The sequence below is a fragment of the Pseudoalteromonas sp. A41-2 genome (assembly GCF_015767615.1).
GTDB lineage: Bacteria > Pseudomonadota > Gammaproteobacteria > Enterobacterales > Alteromonadaceae > Pseudoalteromonas > Pseudoalteromonas lipolytica.
Genome location: NZ_CP065231.1, coordinates 2,224,167 through 2,242,176 on the forward strand (window position 1 = coordinate 2,224,167; position 18,010 = coordinate 2,242,176).

At 42.6% G+C, this 18,010-nt stretch carries 14 protein-coding genes; 9 read left to right on the forward strand and 5 right to left on the reverse strand.

Annotated elements, in window-relative coordinates; all coding sequences use genetic code 11:
* The first annotated feature begins 2 nt into the window (after positions 1 to 2).
* The 7 genes from mrdA (at position 3) to lipA (ending at position 7,066) form a co-directional block, all read left to right on the forward strand.
* A complete protein-coding gene (mrdA, locus tag IT970_RS10175; protein WP_036967349.1) occupies positions 3 to 1,883 on the forward strand; it encodes a penicillin-binding protein 2 in 1,881 nt (626 codons plus the stop codon).
* Positions 1,880 to 2,986, forward strand: a complete 1,107-nt coding sequence (rodA, locus tag IT970_RS10180; RefSeq protein ID WP_036967346.1) for a rod shape-determining protein RodA — start codon at positions 1,880 to 1,882, stop codon at positions 2,984 to 2,986. The genes mrdA and rodA overlap by 4 nt, the downstream gene beginning before the upstream one ends.
* Positions 2,986 to 3,756, forward strand: coding sequence for a septal ring lytic transglycosylase RlpA family protein (locus IT970_RS10185; protein ID WP_036967342.1), 771 nt, complete (start codon positions 2,986 to 2,988; stop codon positions 3,754 to 3,756). Before rodA ends, IT970_RS10185 begins: the two co-directional genes overlap by 1 nt.
* Before the next feature lie 54 nt (positions 3,757 to 3,810).
* A complete protein-coding gene (locus IT970_RS10190; RefSeq protein WP_036967339.1) occupies positions 3,811 to 4,971 on the forward strand; it encodes a serine hydrolase in 1,161 nt (386 codons plus the stop codon).
* Positions 4,972 to 5,152: 181 nt separating this feature from the next.
* On the forward strand, positions 5,153 to 5,431 hold the full coding sequence (gene ybeD / locus IT970_RS10195) for a DUF493 family protein YbeD (protein WP_036967336.1): 279 nt from the start codon (positions 5,153 to 5,155) through the stop codon (positions 5,429 to 5,431).
* A gap of 19 nt (positions 5,432 to 5,450) precedes the next feature.
* On the forward strand, positions 5,451 to 6,104 hold the full coding sequence (gene lipB / locus IT970_RS10200) for a lipoyl(octanoyl) transferase LipB (RefSeq protein ID WP_036967333.1): 654 nt from the start codon (positions 5,451 to 5,453) through the stop codon (positions 6,102 to 6,104).
* A complete protein-coding gene (lipA, locus tag IT970_RS10205) occupies positions 6,101 to 7,066 on the forward strand; it encodes a lipoyl synthase (RefSeq protein ID WP_036967331.1) in 966 nt (321 codons plus the stop codon). The genes lipB and lipA overlap by 4 nt, the downstream gene beginning before the upstream one ends.
* A 39-nt stretch (positions 7,067 to 7,105) precedes the next feature.
* Here the strand turns inward: lipA and IT970_RS10210 are convergent, their stop codons facing one another.
* Positions 7,106 to 7,612: a YdcF family protein gene (locus IT970_RS10210; RefSeq protein ID WP_065978082.1), complete on the reverse strand. Its 507-nt coding sequence runs from the start codon at positions 7,610 to 7,612 to the stop codon at positions 7,106 to 7,108.
* Positions 7,613 to 7,620: 8 nt separating this feature from the next.
* Entirely contained in the window at positions 7,621 to 8,214 is a 594-nt protein-coding gene (locus tag IT970_RS10215) for a TetR/AcrR family transcriptional regulator (protein WP_074989689.1), read from the reverse strand.
* Between the two features lie 114 nt (positions 8,215 to 8,328).
* Between IT970_RS10215 and IT970_RS10220 the strand changes: the two genes are divergently transcribed.
* Both IT970_RS10220 and IT970_RS10225 read left to right on the forward strand, forming a co-directional pair.
* Complete coding sequence (locus IT970_RS10220; RefSeq protein WP_074989708.1) at positions 8,329 to 9,408, forward strand: MBL fold metallo-hydrolase; 1,080 nt, start codon at positions 8,329 to 8,331, stop codon at positions 9,406 to 9,408.
* A gap of 126 nt (positions 9,409 to 9,534) precedes the next feature.
* A complete protein-coding gene (locus tag IT970_RS10225) occupies positions 9,535 to 11,172 on the forward strand; it encodes a M28 family metallopeptidase (protein WP_074989690.1) in 1,638 nt (545 codons plus the stop codon).
* Positions 11,173 to 11,232: 60 nt separating this feature from the next.
* On the opposite strand, the gene IT970_RS10230 is transcribed toward IT970_RS10225, so the two are convergent.
* The 3 genes from IT970_RS10230 to IT970_RS10240 form a co-directional block, all read right to left on the reverse strand.
* Positions 11,233 to 15,393, reverse strand: a complete 4,161-nt coding sequence (locus tag IT970_RS10230; RefSeq protein WP_196857298.1) for a FimV/HubP family polar landmark protein — start codon at positions 15,391 to 15,393, stop codon at positions 11,233 to 11,235.
* A 320-nt stretch (positions 15,394 to 15,713) separates the two neighbouring features.
* The gene (locus IT970_RS10235) at positions 15,714 to 16,730 is read right to left on the reverse strand and encodes an aspartate-semialdehyde dehydrogenase (RefSeq protein WP_075593707.1); all 1,017 of its coding nucleotides are present in this window, start codon (positions 16,728 to 16,730) and stop codon (positions 15,714 to 15,716) included.
* A 31-nt stretch (positions 16,731 to 16,761) separates the two neighbouring features.
* Positions 16,762 to 17,883, reverse strand: a complete 1,122-nt coding sequence (locus IT970_RS10240; RefSeq protein ID WP_036967315.1) for a 4-phosphoerythronate dehydrogenase — start codon at positions 17,881 to 17,883, stop codon at positions 16,762 to 16,764.
* Positions 17,884 to 18,010: the final 127 nt, after the last annotated feature.

Below are 18,010 nucleotides of genomic sequence, written 5' to 3' on the forward strand. Positions count from 1 at the left end.
CCATGCGAAAACACAGACCCACCATTCGAGACCACTCGGCTGAAGCAAATTTATTTGCCCGTCGAGCATTTGTGGGTTTTGTGTTTGTTACCCTGCTTATTGGTGTCTTGTTATCAAATTTATATAACATTCAGGTTATTGATCACCAAGACTATCAAACACGTTCAAACGACAACCGCATAAAAGTAATACCAATTGCGCCTAATAGAGGCCTGATTTACGACAGAAATGGGGTGTTACTTGCCGAGAACAAGCCCGTTTACAACCTTGAAGTCATTCCTGAAGAAGTTGATGATCTTGACAAAGCATTGGCTGCTGTTGAGCAACTAATTACGATAAGCGAACAACAAAAAGCCGACTTTTTAGACGATATAAAACATAATCGCCGCTTTAAAAGCCAAGTGCTTAAAGCACGGTTAAACGAAACCGAAGTAGCCACGTTTTCAGTAAACCAACATAAATTTCCAGGGTTCAGTATTGAAGCGCGTTTAGCCCGCTATTACCCGTATGGCGATACACTCACTCATGCCTTAGGTTATGTTGCCAAGCTAAACAAAAAAGAACTCACTAAACTTGAAGCCGAAGACCAAGCAACGAATTACCGCGCCACTCATGACATTGGTAAGCTTGGTATCGAAAAATACTATGAAGAGTTACTACACGGTGTTGTTGGCTCACAACGCGTTGAAGTAAACAACCGTGGTCGCGTTATCCGTACTCTCAGTCTGACTCCGCCAGAGCCGGGCCACGACTTAGTGTTAACCTTGGACATTGGCTTGCAACAAATAGCCCAGCATGCCTTAAAAGACATGCGTGGCGCAGTGGTCGTGCTTGATGCAAAAGACGGGGGCGTGCTGGCAATGTATTCAAACCCAAGTTATGACCCAAACTTATTTGTGCATGGCATTAGCAGTAAAAACTACAAAGAATTATTAAATCCAGACCGCCCACTTATTAACCGTACTACGCAGGGTCGCTATGCTCCAGCATCGACGGTTAAGCCCCATATGGCCATTTTAGCCCTCGAAGAAGGTTTGGTAACAGAACAAACACAGATGTGGGATCCGGGCTTTTTCCAAATTCCGAATGTTGAACACAAATGGCGTGACTGGAGACGTTGGGGCCATGGTCATGTCGATGTTTACAAAGCGATTGAGGAGTCATGTGATACCTACTTTTACGATGTTGCCTACCGACTAGGCATCACTAAAATCAGTGACTTTATGACTCAATTTGGCTTTGGCGAGCTCTCTGGTATTGATATTCATGAAGAAACAACGGCAATTATGCCATCTAAAGAATGGAAAGAAGCCCGTTTCAGAGAATCATGGTGGCGAGGCGATACAATCTCGGTGGGTATCGGACAAGGTTATTGGACCGCGACCCCGATGCAAATAGCCAATGCAACTAACATTTTGGTGAATAAAGGCATTGATCATCCACCTCACCTTGTGCAAGTAGCCAAAAAAGAAAACGAAGTAACGCAAATCAATAATGATGAAAAGCCCCCTGTACAACTTAAAAACCCACATCATTGGCAAATAGCCCTCGATGCAATGCACAACACAGTGCATAAAGTAACCGGTACAGCACACAAAGCGTTTAAAGGTGCAACTTATGACCCAGCCGGTAAAACCGGAACGGCGCAGGTAGTCAGTATTGCTCAAGGCGAGCGATATGATGCAGAATCACTCAAAGAACGCCAACGAGATAACGCAATATATGTTGGCTTTGCCCCTTATAATGACCCACAAATTGTGGTGTCGGTGGTCGTCGAAAATACCGGTGGGGGAAGTACTGTTGGTGCGCCAATTGCGCGCCAATTAATGGATTACTACTTTTCTGCTAACCCTATAAAACTTGCTCAAAGTGATGCGCCATGATCCCATTAAATAAAAAACGCTCGATTTGGCAGCGCCTTCATCTTGATGTACCTTTGCTGATTGCGCTCATGCTCATGATGGTTGCAAGCCTTGCTATTGTATACAGTGCCAGTGGTCAAGATTCTGCGATGATGATCCGCCATGCTACACGTATGTTTGGTGCTGTACTGGGCATGTTTATTCTGGCGCAGTTTTCACCGAATACCTTAAAAAGCATGGTCATTCCTCTGTATTGCTTGGGCTTATTAATGCTCGTTGGCGTGTTATTCTTTGGTGTCAGCTCCAAAGGAGCGCAACGTTGGCTTAATTTAGGTATCACGCGTTTCCAGCCTTCCGAATTAATGAAGATAGCCGTGCCAATGATGGTTGCCTGGTACATTGGCCGTAATCACCTGCCACCACGCGCGATTCATTTAATCATTGGTTTTGTAATTGTGATGGTGCCGACCATTTTAATTAAAGAACAACCAGACCTAGGAACGTCAATCTTAATTGCCAGTTCAGGTATATTTGTGTTGTTTTTATCAGGCTTAAGCTGGCGCTTAATTGGCTTTTTCTCAGCCGTTGTTGCACTCGCTGCATGGCCATTTTGGCATTACGGAATGCATGACTATCAACGTCAGCGAGTACTCACCTTTTTAGACCCTGAAAGTGACCCTTTAGGCTCGGGTTATCACATTATTCAATCAAAAATAGCCATTGGTTCCGGGGGAATTGAAGGTAAAGGCTGGTTGCAAGGGACCCAATCGCAACTTGAGTTTTTACCCGAACGCCATACTGACTTTATCTTTTCGGTACTCAGTGAAGAATTTGGTCTATTTGGTGTTTGCTTACTGCTGTGCATGTATTTATTTATTATTGGTCGTGGCTTGTACATTGCCGTAAATGCACAAGACGCATTTGGTAAACTACTCGCTGGAGCCTTAACCCTGACTTTCTTTGTCTATGTGTTTGTGAATATAGGAATGGTTTCTGGCCTATTACCTGTCGTTGGTGTCCCCTTACCCTTAATTAGTTACGGGGGGACTTCTATGGTGACCCTGATGGCTGGATTTGGCATTATTATGTCTATCGCCACCGATAAAAGGATGCTGTTAAAATAATGACCCACTTAATAAATGCCCTTTTAATCGCGCTTATCTGTGTTGTCCTCAGCGCATGTAGCTCACCGTCGTCACAACAAGGACGCTATGCAATGCAGCATGATGCAGCGCCACTGCGAACACCGACAGAACTTGAAATGCAAGATGCTGTGGTCACTGCTGTTATCAAAAGCGCCAGTGCAAGCCGCCCCTACGAGGTGAGAGGAAAGCGCTACACGCCCATGCTAGATGAAACGGGCTACTCAGAAGAAGGCATCGCTTCTTGGTATGGTCGAAAATTTCACAACTACCACACTTCGAACGGCGAAATATACGATATGTTTGCCATGACTGCAGCTCACAAAACACTGCCGCTGCCAAGTTTTGCTCGCGTCACGAATTTAGATAATGGCAAATCAGTGATTGTGCGTGTTAATGATCGCGGCCCTTTTCATGACGATAGACTGATCGATTTATCTTATTCTGCAGCATATAAGCTTGGCTACTATCGTCAAGGTACAGCCCGTGTTAAGGTTGAAGCCATTACACTTGCAAATTCTGCCCCTCGTTTAAGTTACATACAGGTTGCAGCGGGAAGTACTCTTTCTAATGTCGAAGCGCTCGCGTTTCAACTTCGCCAGCAATACCATGTGCCAACAAACATTGTTGAAAAAGACGGGATCTATCGTCTGCGTCTAGGGCCAATTAAAGATGCTGCAGAAGCACAATCCGTTTTAGATAAATTAAAACAAAACCAATTTCAGAACGCGTTCTTGCTTTACAGTGAGTAAGACCTTTAGAATAGGTTAACGCGACATGTTTAACTTCAACCATTAATGAGTACGATGAAATCTATAAAATATAAAATCTTAAGTGGCGTTTGTGGCCTTGTTTGCACTGCTAGCGTATTTTCTGCAACAGCCCAAATCATCCCCGCCCCACCTCAAGTTAATGCTAAAGGTTACTTTTTGGTTGATTTCACCACAGGAAAAGTAATTGCCGAAGGCGAAGCTGATACAAAACTAGCACCAGCAAGTCTGACCAAAATGATGACCAGTTATGTCATTGGTACAGAAATTAAAGCAGGTAATATCTCACCGACCGATATGGTAACAGTGAGCGAAAAAGCATGGGCAAAGAACTTTCCAGAGTCATCAAAAATGTTTATCGAAGTGGGTAAACAAATCAGTGTTGATGATCTTAACCACGGTATCATAATCCAATCAGGAAATGATGCGTGCGTAGCAATGGCAGAGCACATTGCAGGCAGCGAAAGTGCATTCGCTGATTTAATGAATGCCCATGCTGAAAAACTAGGTATGAGCAACAGTCACTTTGTTAATAGCCATGGTTTAGATACCAACGAGCACTTTACCACGCCACGTGATATGGCAACATTAGGCGCTGCACTTATCCGTGACGTACCTGATGAATATGAAGTTTATGCTAAAAAATCATTCACTTATAACGGCATTAAACAATACAACCGTAACTCATTGTTATGGGATGAGAGCTTAAACGTAGACGGAATTAAAACAGGCCATACCTCAGAAGCGGGTTATAGCTTAGTTACCTCAGCAACCAAAGATGATATGCGTTTAATTGCAGTTGTAATGGGAACTGAAAGCGAGCGTGCACGTAAGGTAGAAAGTAAAAAACTACTTAACTACGGTTTCCGTTTCTTCGAAACAATCACACCCTATAAAGCAGGTGACAGTTTTGCAGAGCAACGTATTTGGATGGGTAATAAAGAAAACGTATCGTTAGGTATTTTAGAAGATACACCCATTACTATCCCACGCGGTCAACGTAAAAACTTAAAAGCGAACTTTGAGCTGGATAAAACCTTAGAAGCCCCACTGGCGAAAGGCACTAAAGTAGGCACACTTTTCTTACAGCTTGAAGGTGAAGAAATTGCGCAATATCCACTTGTTACCTTAGAAGAAGTGGAAGAAGGTAGCTTCTTTAGCAAAATTTACGATTACTTACGTTTACAAATAATGTAAACCCGTAAAAAAGATTATAAACGCCTTGCACTGCAAGGCGTTTTTTTTTGCCTGAAAAATGATAGAATGCGCCCCATATCAGTCGCGCTGGGTCGAGTGCGTCGTAATCCAGTTTGCTTAACGCCAAGAAATGGCAAAGAAAACGTCTATTAAGCAGACCATTGTTTGAGGAGTCACCGTCGTGGTTCAACCTGTAAAAGATACTAAGTTTGACGAGTATTTAGATTTCCCTTGCCCATTCACATTTAAAATCATGGGCTTAGCTAATGTAAATCTGACAGATCAGATCCTAGAAAAGCTGCAACCCATTGCACCGGGCGATTACGCACCTAAGATCAAACCAAGCAGTAAAGGGAATTATGAGTCAGTCACACTTGTTGCTACGGTAACAAGCAAAGAGCACATCGAAGAAATCTATAACGTGATCAGCAACATCGATGACGTACGTCATATGCTATAGACTGATTACGGAGTAAGTCGTGAGCGAGAGAGAATTAATCGTTCGCCAATTAGGGCGACAGCGTTACATGCCAATTTGGCAAAAAATGCAATCATTTACCGATACCCGCGATGAGCACACAGCTGATGAAATTTGGCTTGTGGAACACGAACCTGTTTTTACACAGGGTCAGGCAGGTAAGGCAGAGCACCTTTTAAACACCGGTGATATTGAAGTGATTCAAGTAGACCGAGGTGGTCAAGTGACCTATCACGGACCGGGTCAACAAATGATGTACGTGCTGTTTAACCTTCGCCGTTTAAATATTGGCGTTCGTGAACTCGTCACTTGGTTGGAAGAGTGTATTATCGATACACTTAAAGATTATGATATTGAAGCCTATGCAAAGGCGGATGCACCTGGCGTTTATGTTAACGACAGTAAAGTTGCATCGTTAGGCTTACGCGTTCGTCGCGGCTGCTCTTTCCATGGTTTAGCACTGAATGTAAATATGGACCTAAGCCCATTTTTACGTATCAATCCATGCGGTTATGCTGGTATGAACATGGTGCAGACAACCGATCTCAATGGCCCACAGAACCTAGAGCAAGCAGGTTCAGGGCTTATTAAACACATGATTAAAAAGCTTAATGCTACTGTGGTTAAGCACACTGAAGGGTTTGAAAACGAATGAATAAACCAGTCAAAATGGAACCAGGCGTAAAACTGCGTGATGCTGAGAAAATGGCGCTGATCCCAGTGAAAGTTTTACCAACAGAAAAAAACGAAATGTTACGTAAGCCAGAATGGCTTAAAATTCGTTTACCAAAATCAACAGAGCGTATTGATGGTATTAAAAGTGCCATGCGTAAACACGGCTTACACTCTGTGTGTGAAGAAGCATCGTGCCCTAACCTATCAGAATGCTTTAATCACGGTACAGCAACCTTTATGATTCTTGGTGCAATTTGTACGCGTCGCTGCCCGTTTTGTGATGTTGCGCATGGGCGTCCATTAAAGCCTGATGCAGCAGAACCAGAAAAACTAGCTCTAACGATTAAAGATATGAAGTTAAGCTATGTTGTTATTACGTCTGTTGACCGTGATGACCTACGTGATGGCGGTGCACAACACTTTGCTGACTGTATTCGTGAAATTCGTAAGCATAACCCAAATATCACCATTGAAATTCTAGTACCTGATTTTCGTGGCCGTATGGACAGAGCGCTTGATATCTTAATTGAAACGCCGCCAGATGTGTTCAACCACAACTTAGAAACGGCACCACGATTATACAAACTAGCGCGTCCGGGGGCTGATTATAAATGGTCATTAGAGCTACTTCGTCGCTTTAAAGAAGCGCACCCAGAAGTGAAAACAAAGTCTGGCCTAATGGTCGGTCTAGGCGAAGAAATCAGTGAGATTGAAGAAGTATTACGCGATTTACGTGAACATAACGTAGATATGCTCACGGTAGGCCAATACTTACAGCCTTCAAAGCACCACTTACCGGTTAAACGCTACGTGCCACCAGCCGAGTTTGATGGCTTAAAAGCTTATGCTGACGAAATTGGCTTCACACATGCTGCATGTGGCCCGTTTGTTCGCTCAAGCTACCATGCTGATCAACAGGCAGCAGGTAAAGAAGTTAAATAACACTTCTTATTAAACATTTAAAAGCCGCGCTATAAAATTTTATAGCGCGGCTTTTTTGTAGCTTAAAATATTTTGCTCTTCTCTTAACATTGCCTGCTGTTCATGAGCACGTAACAAAGCAAGCTCCTCAGCTGGTAAAGGCGTGACTGCAGGCACACACTCAAATTCCATCAAAGGCATAATGTGTCGAAAAACATAATGAACACGTTCAATATGAAACTCAGAGCTGACTAATAGTACTTTTTTAATCTCTGCACGGTCTAAAATAGGCTGTGCAAGTGTCGCATCTTCAAAGGTAAAACGGCTTGGGGCATGCGCCAAAAAGCGAGATACTGGAATACCTTGTTTAACTAAATACCGCTTGGTTAATTCGCCATGCGGATACGCACTTTTATTAAAGCTGCCAAAGCCACCTGTACACAATAGACTTGCATGTTGATGATCGCGAAAAACGGCGTAGGCTTTATCACAGCGTGCTTTCGCAATAACAGATAATCTGCCGTCAGGTTCATTTGGAGCGCCTAATACTACAATTGCCGTTTTCATCAGAAATACTATCGTTGATAACGCGCTAAAAACATTTTCACGGTTTCGCTAATCACTTTCTCTTCTGTGTCGCCATTTTGGCGCTCAAATCCATACAAAAGAGGATAAAAGATCAGCGATTTTAATTGATACACAAACTGTTTAGCCGCAAATTCAGCATCGTCAATATGTAACACATGCGCGTCACTGGCCGCCTCTAAAAAAGCCACTAAATCTTGCATGCAACCCATACTGTTGTTGGCGAGCGACTTAGCTAAATCGGGCTGTTGTAGCATTTGCATAAAAGCCACTTTCGCTATTTTTAAAAACTCTTCCGAGGTAAGCAAAGCCACCTCTTGCACAGCAATTTGTGTTAACTGCTCTGCAATCGGGTGTTGCTTATCAAAAATAACGGCTTTTTCTTGACGCACTTTTTCAAACATAAACACCAGAATAGCCTGAAACAGCACACCTTTATTTTCAAAATGATTATAAACAGTGCGTTTAGAAGCGCCCGCTAAGCTTGCAACCTGATCCATACTCGTCTGTTCAAAACCTTGTTGAAAAAACAACGTTTCAGCTGCATTCAAAATATCGAGTCGTTTTCTTTGTGATAATTTCATGTACTTCCCCCATGACATCAATAGTGTAACGCAAAAATAAAAAATGCACTAGATAGTTTACTTTTAAAGCAAACAATGAAAAACTACACCACTCAGTTTACTTATGGTAACGATATGAAATTTCTAAGATGGCTCGTAATCGCCACAGTATGCTTCATGGTCGGCGTGTTAATTATGAATAATCAAATTGCCGCTGAAGGCGTAAGTGATGACAGTCACTCAGCTCAATTAGTAGATGGCACCTTCTATAATAATGCAAAGGTTGAGCAGCCTGGTTTTAGAAAAACGCTGGGAATCTTCATACGTTTCATGACAGAAAAGAAAATTGATGCAGAACCCAAACACGAACTGCCTATGTATGCTTTATCAACACAGCAGCTTGCGTCTTTATCGAATGACAGCGTCCATTTTGTGAAACTGGGCCACTCATCAATTTTAGCTAAAGTGTATGGTGAATTTTGGCTGTTTGATCCTGTATTTTCCGAGCGAGCTTCGCCATTTTCGTTTATGGGACCAAAGCGTTTTCAACCTACGCCAATACGCATTAAACAGTTACCTCACATTGCGAAGGTTTTTATCTCGCACAACCATTATGATCATTTAGATAAAGCAGCTATCAAGCAACTGGCCGACAAAACCGACTCTTTTTATGTTCCGCTCGGTGTAGAAAATGATCTCATAAAATGGGGGGTAAAAAAGCAAAAAGTGCTTAGCTTTGATTGGTGGCAAGACCATACGACTACAAACAGCCAAATCGTTTTTACACCCACACAGCACTTTTCAGGCAGAGGCTTAACGGATAGAAACAAAACACTGTGGGGCTCATGGGCTATAAAAGTAAAAGACAAACGCTTTTATTTTAGTGGTGACTCTGGTTATTTCGCGGGCTTTAAAGAAATTGGCAAACGCTATGGGCCATTTGATATTACCTTTATTGAAACTGGGGCTTACGACCAAGAGTGGTCGAATATTCACATGACACCAGAGCAATCTGTTCAAGCGCATTTAGATTTACACGGAAATATCATGGTCCCAGTGCATAATGGCACATTCGATTTAGCATTTCACGCCTGGTATGAACCACTCAACCGCGTGACTAAAAAGGCTGTACAAGATCATGTCTCGCTAAGCACCCCACTAGTTGGCGAGGTATTCAGTATTCACGATCCTGCGATAAACAAAACCTGGTGGTAATTTTTCATGGCTGAAAATTGAATGATTATCTATTCATCCTGCATAATCAGTTGTTTGTAGCGTCTTTCTGGACAGCCCTCTTCTCGTCCCATATAGTGAAACTCTGTACAATCAACCAGAAAAACTATGACAACTTACCTTAAATACGCAAGTTTAGCGCTTGCCGTAGGTTTATTCGGTTGCTCTGAGCAACCAACCCCAAGCGCTGATGAAGCAAGCACTGATAAACTAAGCACATCCACGCTTGAAACCGTCAACATTGACAAAGTACGTTCACACATTAAAACGCTTGCCTCTGATGAGTTTTTAGGCCGTGGTCCACTCACAGAAGGCGAAACTCTGACCATTAACTACTTAGCTGACGAATACAAAAAGCTAGGCTTAACGGGCAGTTTTAATGGCAATTTTTTACAGCCAGTGACAATGGCAAAACTCACGCCTGATCAGAATATGACGCTAAAGGTTGGCGAGTTAAGCTTTAATGCTGGCAGTGATTTTACCGCACGCACGCAACAAATTAATCCAGAGATCAACATTGCTGGCTCTGACGTGGTGTTTGTTGGCTATGGTATTAATGCCCCAGAGTATAACTGGGATGACTTTGCTGACATTGATGTAAAAGACAAAACAGTTATTGTACTTGTCAATGACCCAGGATTTGCGACTCAAGACGACACGCTATTTACAGGCAATGCCATGACCTATTATGGTCGTTGGACTTACAAATACGAAGAAGGTGCACGCCAAGGTGCAAAAGCCGTATTTATCGTGCACGAAACAGCACCAGCCGCTTACCCTTGGGGAGTTGTTGAAAGCTCGAACACAGGCAGTAAATACACACTTATCGACCAAGACAATAATGCATCAGACATTCCTGTCATGGGATGGATTGATGAGCAGGCCGCAAATGAAATTTTTGCTCAAGCAGGCTTTGATTATCAAACCGAAAAAGCCAACGCATTAAAAGCTGATTTTAAGCCGCTTGATTTAAAAGTGAAAGCGGAGCTGACATTGAAAAGTGATATCTCCCAAGCACAATCGCATAATGTTGTAGCAACACTTAAAGGCAGTGAAACACCTGATGAATACATCGTTATTGGCGCTCACTGGGATCATTTTGGTACGAAGCAAACCGAAGAGGGGCTGAAGATTTATAATGGTGCTGTCGATAACGCTTCAGGCACCGCAGCCACTATTGAAATTGCCCGCATTTTGAGTGAAATGCATAAGAAAAAGCCATTCAAACGCTCAATAATCTTCGCAAATTTCACCGCAGAAGAAACGGGGCTAATTGGTTCAGAGCAATTCGCTACCGGCGAAATTGCCCCCACCAAACAAATGGTGGCACTGCTTAATATCGATGGTATGAACGTACTTGATGGCGTTGACTACATTTTACAATACGGCAAAGGCATGTCTGAAATGGAAGACTACCTAGCTGAGGCAGCACAGTCACAAGGACGTCACGTAAAGATGGATCCAAGACCACAGAATGGCTTGTTCTTCCGCTCAGATCATTTTTCATTGGCTAAACAAGGCGTGCCAAGCTTGTTATTTATGAGCTTAGGCGATACAGACCCCGACTATATTGCTCATAAATACCATAAAGAAGCTGACGACTATTCGCCGCAATGGTCAATGGGCGGTGTGAAACAAGACATTGAACTGATTGTTGATATTGCAGCCAAGCTTGCTAATAACGGTGATTGGCCAAAATGGAAAGCCGAGTCTGATTTCAAGGCTCGTCGTTTACAAGATAGGTAATACCCTATATTAAATACAAAAAAACCGAGCGACTAAGCTCGGTTTATTTACTTTGATACTTTATGACTTAATTTTAGCTTTTAAAGATAGCGCCTCTTCTTGCACTTCTTCTGGGCCATTGGCAATCACATCTTCAATTGCCTCTAACGCAGAATCAAAATCATCTATTTCGATATACGCTCGCGCTAAATCAAGCTTGGCAGAGTAACCCCCACTTTCAGCATCAACATCTGTAGGGTTATCACCTGCAAGCAAGTCATTAAAATCGCTAAGACCCACATCCATATCAACATCGTCATATGGTTCAAAATCAAGCGCTTCATCATCACTCTGTTCAAGCAATGAATCTATATCAACAAACTCATCGTCTGTTTGCTTAGAGGCTTGTTCATCTGAGGGTTCAATATCAGTTGAAAAGTCACTTTCGTCTGCGGCTTCAACTTGCAGGTCTTCATTTAACAGTGCATTGAAATCAACGTCGAACTCACTGGCATCCGTTATGTCTGTTTCATCCGGTTCGGCGAGCTCATTAAGCAATGCATCAAAATCTGTTTGCGTCAGATCTGCCATAAAATCATCATCGATTTCATCATCTGAAAGCTCACCGATACCGTCACTATCCGCAAGCGTAGATTCAATATCAGCCAGTGTTTGCGCATTATCTGCAACACTTTCTAGTTCAGCCTCTTCTAACTCAAACTCTTGTAAATCATCAAGCTCTGGTAGCGGGTCATCTACTGTTACTTTATTTTCAAGTTCAGCAGAGTCGCTTTCAGGCTCAAATGCATCAGCTTCAGTGAATTCATTATCGAGCAAAAGATCATCATCAAAATCATCTTCAAGCTGGTCAAGTTCATTGCCACCTGCGAGTGAGTTAGCTAGATCTTGCTCTGCTTGGCTCGGCTTTATCGTATCTTCGTTTTTGAGCTCTGTGTCATTATCATCTAACTCAAAACCTGCTTCATCTAACTCAAGTTCTGGGTATTCCTCCAGTTCTTGGCTTGGTGTCACCGTATCTTGCGTTAAAGGTTCGTCTTCAATGTCTAAATCAAATTCATCGGTTAACTCGTCCTCGGCAAGCGGGTCGTCACCTAAATCAATTTCGACCTCTTCAAAGTCCTGCTCGGGTTCATCAATAGACCAATCTGGTGGGGCAACATAGTCTTCGTCTTCACCGATTTCGTTGAGCAGTTCATCAACACTTTTTAATGCCGGATCATCATATTCATCTAAGCGGTCATCTTCGTCTAACAGCTCATCACTGTCTTCATTAAATTCCTGATGCAGAGCTTCATCAATGTCTACTTCTTCTGTGCTATCAACTAATTCAGATGCCACTGATTCCACATTCATATCATCAATAGCTTGATCAGCATCAGCAAGATCAGCTAATGAGTCTTGTAGATTTTCGTTATGCTGCGCGTTGCTGTCTTCTTCGTTCGATAGGTCAGAGATTTGCGCTTCTGTCTCTTGCTTAAGCTCATTTGCTTCTTGAATGAGTTCATCAATATCATCGAGATCATCGTCTTCAGTAATCAGCGAATCATCTAACTCATCTTCATCATCAAGTGTATCGACGCCTGTCTCTTCATCGGCTTCATCTTGATCGGTTTCGACTTCATCAAGTAATGAATCAATGTCGTCAATATCAAGCGCGTCATCAAGCTCATTTTCATCAACCTGTTCATCGAACTCAGGTTCTTCATCAACTAATGGCTCTTCACTCTGTGCGTCTTCAATTGCAGCTTCATCCATTGCAACGTCATCAAGTAGTGAGTCAATGTCGTCAACATCAAGTGCATCGTCTAGCACGTCTTCGTCAACAGGCTCATTTTCATCAACCAACGCATCTTCATCAACTAGCTCGTCAACTTGAGGCTGGTCATCCTCTTCAGGCTCTTCACTGAGTGCTTGTTCGGTTGCAGCTTCATCAGCTGAGGCTTCATCTGTTGCAGCTTCATCCATTGCAACGTCATCAAGGAGTGAGTCAATGTCATCAACATCTAGCGCATCGTCTAGTTCATCTTCGTCAACTAGCGCGTTTTCATCAACCAACGCATCTTCATCAACCTGTTCGTCAGCTTGAGGCTGGTCATCAACTTCAGGCTCTTCACTGAGTGTTTGTTCAGTCGTAACTTCATCAGTTGAGGCTTCATCTGTTGCAGCTTCATCCATTGCAACGTCATCAAGGAGTGAGTCAATGTCGTCAACAGCGAGTGCATCGTCTAGTTCATCTTCGTCAACTAGCGCGTTTTCATCAACTAGCTCGTCAACTTGAGGCTGGTCATCCTCTTTAGGCTCTTCACTGAGAGTTTGTTCTATTGCGGCTTCATCCATTGCAACGTCATCAAGTAATGAGTCAATGTCGTCAACATCGAGTGCATCGTCTAGTTCATCTTCACCAACCAATGCATCTTCATCAACTAGCTCGTCAACTTGAGGCTGCTCTTCAACTTCAGGCTCTTCACTGAGTGCTTGTTCGGTTGCAGCTTCATCCATTGCAACGTCATCAAGTAGTGAGTCAATGTCATCAACATCTAGCGCATCATCATCACTCGCTTCATCTAATAAAGCATCAATATCGTCAGCATCGACCGATTCATCTTCCAGTGTGTTCGATGAGTGTGCTGGCTGTTCATCCGTTTGCACGTCATCAATTAAGCTATCGATATCAAAGTCATCTTCATCGATTAATTCAGCATCAATAGTGCCTACAGGGGTCTCGTCCGCTTCATCGAGTAAGTCGTCAATGTCATCTAAATTAACATCTTCATTTTGCTCTGAGCTGGTAGTATTGTTTTGCTCGTCAATTAGGCTGTCAATATCAAAATCGTCTTCGGCAAGCTCTTCACTTAATGCCGCCATATCATCGTTTTTGTTGCTGTCTTGCGAATCATCGGTGTTGTCGCTAGCGAATAGATCATCAATATCATCCGCACTTAAAATATCGCCTGAAGAGTCGACTTGTGATTGCTCACCTTCTAAATCAATTTCATCGCCTAAGCTGTCGTCATCAGATTGATCAAAATCTTGCTGTAAAAATGCGTCTAAATCATCATCTTCACTGCCTTCTGACTCATCATTAAACACAATATCGTCACTTAAAAGCCCTTCGAGTTCATCTTGATTTAAAACACTGTCATCGTCGTCAAAACTATCATCAATACTGTCATCAAAGATAATGTCATCATCTGGCAGCATATCTTGGTCTAAGTCATCATCTAAGCGAACACTCAGATCATCGTTATCTTCAACGGGGTCAGGAATAAGCGGATCATTATCGACTAGAGGGTCTAACTCATCATTTTCAGTGTAAGTTGGGCTTTGTGGTAGAAACTCATCGTCATCGCTGGCTTCTGGCGCGTTGTTATTTCTTTTTTTCAAAAACAACACAACAGCCGCAATAATAAGTAACGCAGGAATGAACATTAAAGCACCGAGAACAAATGGGTTGCTTAAAATTGACGACACGTTAAGCCCACTGTCCTCTTCAATCTTTTTTGCTTTTTGCTGCTCTATAATCTCATTCTGTTTGGCAATTAACTCTTTAAGTTGCTTTTGAATTTCACTGTCTTGTCCGAGTTGGTCACGAACCGTTTCTAGCTCTTTCGAAATACCTGTTAGCTGTTGTTTTAACTTATTATTTTCGGCAAGAATTTCTTCAACATTATCGACCGATGTTTTAAATTGCTTTTGCAATTCAACAAGCTGCGTGCCTTGCTCAGTTTTGATTGTGTTTATTTCTTGTTTAAGCTCTTGCTTTGCTTCGTCTAAATCGACTTTACGAGCTTGCGTCACCTTTTTTTGCGATTCGTTTATTTCGGCGACTGTTAATGTGCCATTTTTCTTTTTCTCCCACAGCTCATCGTCTTGCTCAGATCGGGCTTTCGCTAGGGTCGGGTTAACAGCACGCATTTCTGCAATAGTCGGAATTTTAAGATACGCGCCATCACGCATGTGATTCAGGTTTTGATCTAAAAACGATGACGGGTTTTTGTCGTACAATGCTTGCATAACCTGATAAATGCTTACAGAGTTATCAGGTCGAATTTTAGCGGCAATACGCCACAGAGTATCAGTCGGTTTTATCGGACCAATTGATCGCCCCTGCGCACCATAATCGACGCCTTTAGGGCCTTTAAGAGTGGAGCCTTCATCAGAGTAAGTCGGTGTTACCACCAAGGCAGACGCTAATATGAAGAGTGTTGCTAAACCGCGCATGCTGATCCTTTATGTTTTAAATGTTAACGCAGCAACGTTGGTTGCTTAAACATCAAGTAATTCTTGCAGAATTGATTCTTAATTATGCTTTCTTGCAAGCTCTATTCCAGCTGCAAACTATAAACCAGTTGGTGAGCAATATCTATTGCAACACGTTGATAGTAAATAGCTTAAATATTAGCGGCTGAGAGACTTTTTTATTGTTATGTTAAGTTTATACGCTTTTACAGCGTATGCGGCAATAATTTGGCACTGAAAACATAAAAAAAGCGGCAATTAGCCGCTCTCTTTACTGAATGACTCAGTCAAAATCATCAGATTTAAAGGTAGTTTGCAATTAGCTCTTCAGCGATTTGCACACTGTTCGTTGCAGCCCCTTTACGCGTGTTGTCACTCACTACCCACATGTTTAAGCCGTGTGGATGAGAAATGTCTGCACGTAAACGACCAACATACACAGTGTCATTACCACTTGCATCAGATACCGCTGTTGGGTAATCACCCAAGTCATCAATCAGTTCTACACCGGGTGCATCATTCAGTAACTGTTTTACATGCTCAAGATCAACTGGCATACGTGTCTCAATATTAATCGCTTCACTGTGACCAAAGAAAACCGGAACACGAACACACGTTGGGTTTACCACGACACTCGTGTCACCTAAGATTTTTTGTGTCTCGTTCACCATTTTCATTTCTTCACGGGTATAACCGTTGTCTTCAAAAGTATCGATTTGTGGGATGACATTAAAGGCAATCTGCTTAGAAAAAACAGCATTATCCATTGGACGCGCATTCATTAGGTTAGCGGTTTGCTTAGCAAGTTCATCAACGGCCTCTTTGCCCGCACCCGACACAGCCTGATAAGTCGATACATTAATACGGTCAATACCGTATGCATCGTAAATAGGCTTTAACGCGACCAACATTTGAATAGTTGAGCAGTTAGGATTTGCAATGATATTGCGGTTTCTAAAATCCGCTAAGCTCGATGCATTCACTTCAGGTATCACTAATGGTACATCGAAGTCATTGCGAAAATGCGAGGTATTATCAATCACCACACACCCTGCGTCTGCAGCAATGGGAGCGTACTTTTCAGAAACATTTCCCCCAGCTGAAAATAAACCTATGTGTGCCTGGCTAAAGTCAAATCCTTCTACGTCGAGTACTTCAATCGATTCACCACGGAATTGTATTTCCTCACCCGCACTGCGGCTACTCGCAAGCAAGAACAACTCGCCAACCGGAAATTTACGATCTTCTAAAGTTTCGATAATTTGACGACCCACTAAACCTGTGGCGCCTAAGACAGCAACATTAAATTTTTGCGACATGTGTTTTCCTCATATGAATAAAGTACTGACTTTATTCGTTAATTCTAAATCCCAGTGCAGCTAAAGCGGCTTCACAGGCACTGTTTGCAGCCACCGACAGTGTATTAAATTCACGTCGTGGCGGGTAATTTTTCCGTAGGCTATCAAACCCTTCTTGATTTAACTTACTACGCAAGATGCCATCATCACGACGAACATCGTAAATAAGGTGTACTAAGCGGCCTATGTCATCTAACGTAAAGGTTTCACCGAGCGAGACAGCATGGCTAATTGGTTCAGGTAAAAAATCTTCCAGCGACTTCAGCGCTGCAACACCCTCAAGTTCGCACACTTTTTGGTACAACATTTGAGTACCACGGGCTTTTCCTTCAAGGGTATGGCCTGCAATGTGCACACTCGCAAAACGCACATAATTAAGCAGCGGAGTAAGTATATTTGGCTCGTTTTCCCAAACATCAAGCACGCAATCAAGTTTCGCTCCTTGCTCAAATAACTCTAGCAAAGCCTGATTATCGATAACATCACCACGGCTTGCATTAATAAGCGTCGTGCCATCTTTAAGCTTCGCTAAACGTTGTTTGTTTAACATATGCAACGTTTTATGCGGCCCCTGCTTCACCAACGGCACGTGAAACGTAATTATATCGGCAGTGTCAAGAAGGGTATCAAAATCAGTATGTTCTACCAATTCACCCGTCTCATGCTTAGGAGGATCGCAGAGCAATACGTTCATACCCAGTAGGTTTAACTTATCGCGCAGACAACTACCAATGCTGCCTACCCCAACAATACCAATGGTTTTACCTTGCAGTGACTCAGCATTTTCTTGGCATAAAGCATATAAACTACTAATAACATATTCTGCTACAGCAACGGCATTACAGCCCGGCGCACTGCTAAATGCAATATTGCGCTCTGCCAGTAGTTCAGTATCAATGTGGTCAACACCTATGGTTGCCGTACCAACAAACTTCAACTTATCTGCCTGAGTTAATAACGCGTTATCAACATTTGTCACTGATCGAGTTAATAGTATATCAACCCCAGCCAACTGCTCAGGTTGTAAGTTACGGCCATCAAATCGCTCAACATCACCAAAATCGGCAAAGTACTGCTCAACCAATGGCATATTTTGATCTGCAAGAATTTTCATCTGTGTGTCCGAGAAGCAGAAAAGTGGCGCTATTGTAACGAAAATATAGCTATACGGATAGCGTAACTGCTCATACAGACTCACGCTTAATAAATATAAAAGGCAAAGAATACAGTGCGGAGTTAGA